The 4,524-nt window shown below is 33.3% G+C and carries 3 protein-coding genes; all 3 read left to right on the forward strand.

Translation table 11 applies throughout. From position 1 onward, the window contains the following. The coding region (locus LBP67_04020) for a hypothetical protein (GenBank protein ID MDR2084142.1) at positions 1-448 on the forward strand (448 nt) is incomplete at its 5' end. A 569-nt stretch (positions 449-1,017) separates the two neighbouring features. Then, positions 1,018-2,058, forward strand: a complete 1,041-nt coding sequence (locus LBP67_04025) for a WG repeat-containing protein (protein MDR2084143.1) — start codon at positions 1,018-1,020, stop codon at positions 2,056-2,058. Positions 2,059-2,581: 523 nt separating this feature from the next. Next, positions 2,582-4,524 (forward strand): hypothetical protein (locus LBP67_04030; protein MDR2084144.1); only part of this gene is annotated, 1,943 nt, incomplete at its 3' end.

Raw genomic sequence — 4,524 nt, forward strand, 5'->3', positions numbered from 1 at the left:
CCAAAGTAGTACGAAGTTTGTTGGTCATAAAGGAAAGATTATACGTTTCCCGCTTTGGGTCGGAAATATTTTTGTAGTAAAACGTTTAAGCGAAGAGGAGGGGTATTATCTTTACCCTAGGAACAGGCAGTTGGACGTAGCTTCGTTGATAGTTTGGGCAAATAGAATATGGGTAAAAAGGACAGATGAAGAAACTATACTAAATGGATTGCGACTAGGGATGGATATTTGGCCGCCAGAAAAAAAGATTATAATTCAAGGAGATGATCAATTTAAGGCCATGGTCAGAAATGTTGTAGAAAAACATGGGTTTGGTTTTTATTTTATTTCAGACTCTGAAATGAGATTTATGTCTAGGAAAGAGCCGGAACCAGAACAAGAAAAATCCAAGCCTATGTCAGAGTCGGCACAGGAGAGGCCAGAGCCAAGGAGACCGAGGCCGAGATAGACTTTTAGAAAATTTTACGGCATAGCTATCATTTGGCTATTATCCGTAATTTCTGAGTCAACTAACCTCCATTGGTGAGTAATTTAGCTCATAATTTACGTATAAATTTGCCCAAATCTTTAAAAAAAACAGTGACGAGAACAGATGGAACGAAGAAGAATTGCAGATTTAAAGTCGAACACAGCAGAAGCAGCGAGAGAAAATAATTTTGAATTTTTTGTATTGCTCTACACTGTGAAACAACTACGAAAAATTTGTATTTTAGTGAAAATTTTGTTAAACTAAAAGGAATAAGTTTTTTGTAATTTGCGCATCGAACATTTTAAGTGGAAGTGCAAAAAACCGGAAGCGCTTATATGCACATCTTTCTGGTGTCTAAGATAGTTAATATAATGGATAAAATAAGACATTTACCGCATCAAAGGATCTTTTTATATTTCATTAATATATTTATAATATCTATAATTTTTCCACAATCTATATATGCAAAAAAAACAATACAAGTTACAAATTTATTTGCCATTGTAGATATAGGATCAGAAATAGATCATAAAGTAGGTATTATAAATATGAATAATGAATGGATTGTAGAACCTTTATATTCGAAAATTATCGTTTTTGAAAGAGAAAATGTTTATAATTTATGTAATAAAAACAATAAATATGCATTTATTGATGGACAAGGACAGTGGATACTTGACCCAAAAATTAATCCTTGTGAAGTTGGGGCTTTTAACGAAGAACTTGCCAAAGCAAAACATGAAAGTAAGTGGGGGTTTATTGATAAAAAAGGGCAATGGGTTATACCTCCTGAATTTGATTTCGTACTTTCTTTTATTAATGGACTGGCGATAGCAGATAAAGAAGGAAAGTGGGGATTTATTGATAAGAAAGGTCATTGGATTATTGAGCCTAATTACGATAGTCTACTTGATTGTTGGGAGTTATCAGCCACAATATATACTAAAAGTGATTGTACGTATTTCAAGGAAGGATTGGCTGGAGCAGAAAAAGGAGGAAAGTGGGGATTTATTGATAAGAAAGGTCATTGGATTATTGAGCCAAAATTCGAATATATTACATTTTTCAGTGAAGGTTTAGCCGCAGCAAAAGAAAAAGGAAAATGGGGGTATATAGATAAAAAAGGTCATTGGGTTATCGCACCGAAATTTGAAGAACCTGGTGATTTTAAGGATGGTTTAGCAATTGTTAAATCAGGTATTCATTGGTGGAGATTTATAGATAAAAATGGCCGTTTCGTTAATGATCCTGAAATTAGTGTTGTTCATCCTTTCAGGGAGGGTATAGCAGCTGCAGAAATAGACGGTAAGTGGGGATTTATAGATAAAAATGGTCATTGGGTTATTCCTCCTGATTTTGATTTTCTTCTTTATTTTAGTGATGGCCTGGCAAAAGCAGAAATAGACGGTAAGTGGGGATTTATAGATAAAAATGGTCATTGGGTAATCCCTCCTGAATTTGATAACGTTAAATCGTTCGTTTTTGGTATAGCCCCAGTAAAAAAAAATGGTAAATGGGGTCTCATAGATTGTCAGGGAAAATTGATTATTCATCCACAATACAATAAAATAGATTTAATTGAGAGATAGACAAACAATAATATATAAAAAAGGCAAAATTGATTTTACTATAAATATTTTTGTGCAATTACTGTAAAAAATTTTTCGTTAGATAATGCAATATAATTTGATTAATTTTCCTAAATAATTTATAATTAACCTATAGTTGAAGGTAAATTTAATAAATATATATTTTAATCTCTTGGGTTTAATTCCCCGCAGCTTGCTGCGGCTTTCCTTTCCCGCAGCATTGCTGCGTCTTCCTGGCTTTTTCTTCTCTTGTCACCCGATATTATGAGGATTACAATAACGCAAAAAAAATAAGGATTTGAGATTTTTGCGACAGTATGTAAAGATACAAATGAAATATGATATCAAATTACTAAAAAAAGCAAGTAAAACTAAAGTAAAAAATATATCCTAAAATGCTACTATTATTTTAGAGAGGCTACAAATAGGCAGTCTTCTCTTCTAAGATACCCCTCAGTCTTGCTGTGGGGTAGTTCATTTGATCGAAAAATAATTTAAATATTTTTAGATATGGATACTTTATATGCCCACAAATGATTATATATACTCTAGTATAGCTGAATCACTAAGAGCAAATGTAATTGCAGAAATATTATATCAAACTAAATCTATAAATTTAGATTTGGAAGATACTAAAAATATTTTTACTATAGCTTTTATGGAATCTATGTTTAACCCTTTAGCCATTTCAAACGACAATGAGCACTATGGTGTTGGGCAATTAAGTCAAGTTGCAATCAATCAAGTTAAATACCAAAGATTAACTAACGAACTACAAGGTCTTAATTATAAAGATGAAACTATTAGAAAAATGTCTATAGAAAAGTCACCAAAGGTAAAAGAAATAGATTATCAAACAAATATTGAATATATGATAGATTATTATCTTTATTTAAAAAATAAGTTAGAAAAAGATAATAAAGAAGTAAATTTGTTTAATATATATGAACTTTATAATGGCAATACGCTTAGTAATCCGGAAAAAACTGCTTATTCATCTAAAAGTGAATTATTTGCAAATATTAATAATGACTCTGACGTACTTGAAATTTTAAATATGAGTCGTTCTTTTGCTTCATTAGAGCCTCTTGATTACGATGATTTGTATAATTTTCTTTTAAATGGTTATTTATCAGATAATGAGACTATTATTTTTTTGAATGAGCCATGTCATAGTATGATTAAGCTTTATCTAAAAGGTACTATAAATAGTTCAAGCTTTGAATATTTCTATCTCTTTTTATCAAATAAATGTATTGTTAACAACAAAAAACAAATTAGTCCTACCATTTCTTTACCTTATATGCCTCCATCTAAACCTAGCCCTCTAATTTTAGACCTAAACGGTGATGGTATTAAAACAACGAGTTTAACCAATGGTGTCTTTTTCGACTATGATGGGAACCGATTTGCCGAAAAGACTGGTTGGGTTGACCCATCTGATGCACTATTGGTTCGTGACTTAGACAATAACGGCTTGATTGACAATGGGGGTGAGCTTTTTGGTGACAATACCATTTTAAATAATGGGCAGAAGGCGGCAAATGGTTTTGAGGCATTGGCTGAGTTAGATTCTAACAGAGATGGTTGGGTAGATCAGAATGATGAAGCGTGGAATGCTCTTAAATTGTGGCAGGACATTAACAGCAATGGAATTGTTGATGAAGGCGAACTGGCGGTACTAGAAGATGCTGGTATTTCAGGCTTACAGGTATCCTATGAAGAGCAAAACTACACCGATGAAAATGAAAATCAGCATCGTCAGATTGGCTATTTTACACGTGATGACGCCACTTCTGGCCAAATGACTGACGTTTGGTTTCAATCAGATTTAAGTGATACACATTACCTTGATGAAATTGAGATACCCGATGAAATAGCTCAGTTACCTAACTTGAGAGGTTTTGGCAATATTCCTAGCCTACATCAAGTCATGGCTGCCGAAGAAAATAACCAATTGCAAACTTTGTTGCAACAGTTTGTTGATTCTGATCCGTTGACGGCTAGGGACATGGTATGGGATATCATTTATGCCTGGACTGGTGTAACAGATATTGATCCTGCGAGTCGTGGTCAAAACGTTTCCGATGCCCGTAAGCTGTATGCTATGGAGAGACTATGGGGAGATAATTTTTTATCCCTGACATGTAATTTGCAACCACTATCCAATCCTCACGCCAAAGACAGCTCTATATTAGAAAAAGTGTTCGTGGAATGGGAGCAAAATGTTGCCTCGTACTTTATGCTCGGTTCACATTATTACGACCTCTATGTTTGGGCTGTTTTTGCTGTAGATGCTGTGGAAGATGGTTTCCCTTCAGAAATAGCTTTAATGCCATTGCTTGATACTTTAAGGTGTTTATATGAAGAATTTGGAGATTCTTCTGAAAAGGAATCAATCCAAATCTTTTTTGATTTACTAAAAAAATATGATTCAAAAGGTATAGCTTGCGTTGAAATGATGCA

The sequence above is a fragment of the Bacteroidales bacterium genome (assembly GCA_031276035.1).
Taxonomy (GTDB): Bacteria; Bacteroidota; Bacteroidia; order Bacteroidales; family BM520; genus RGIG7150.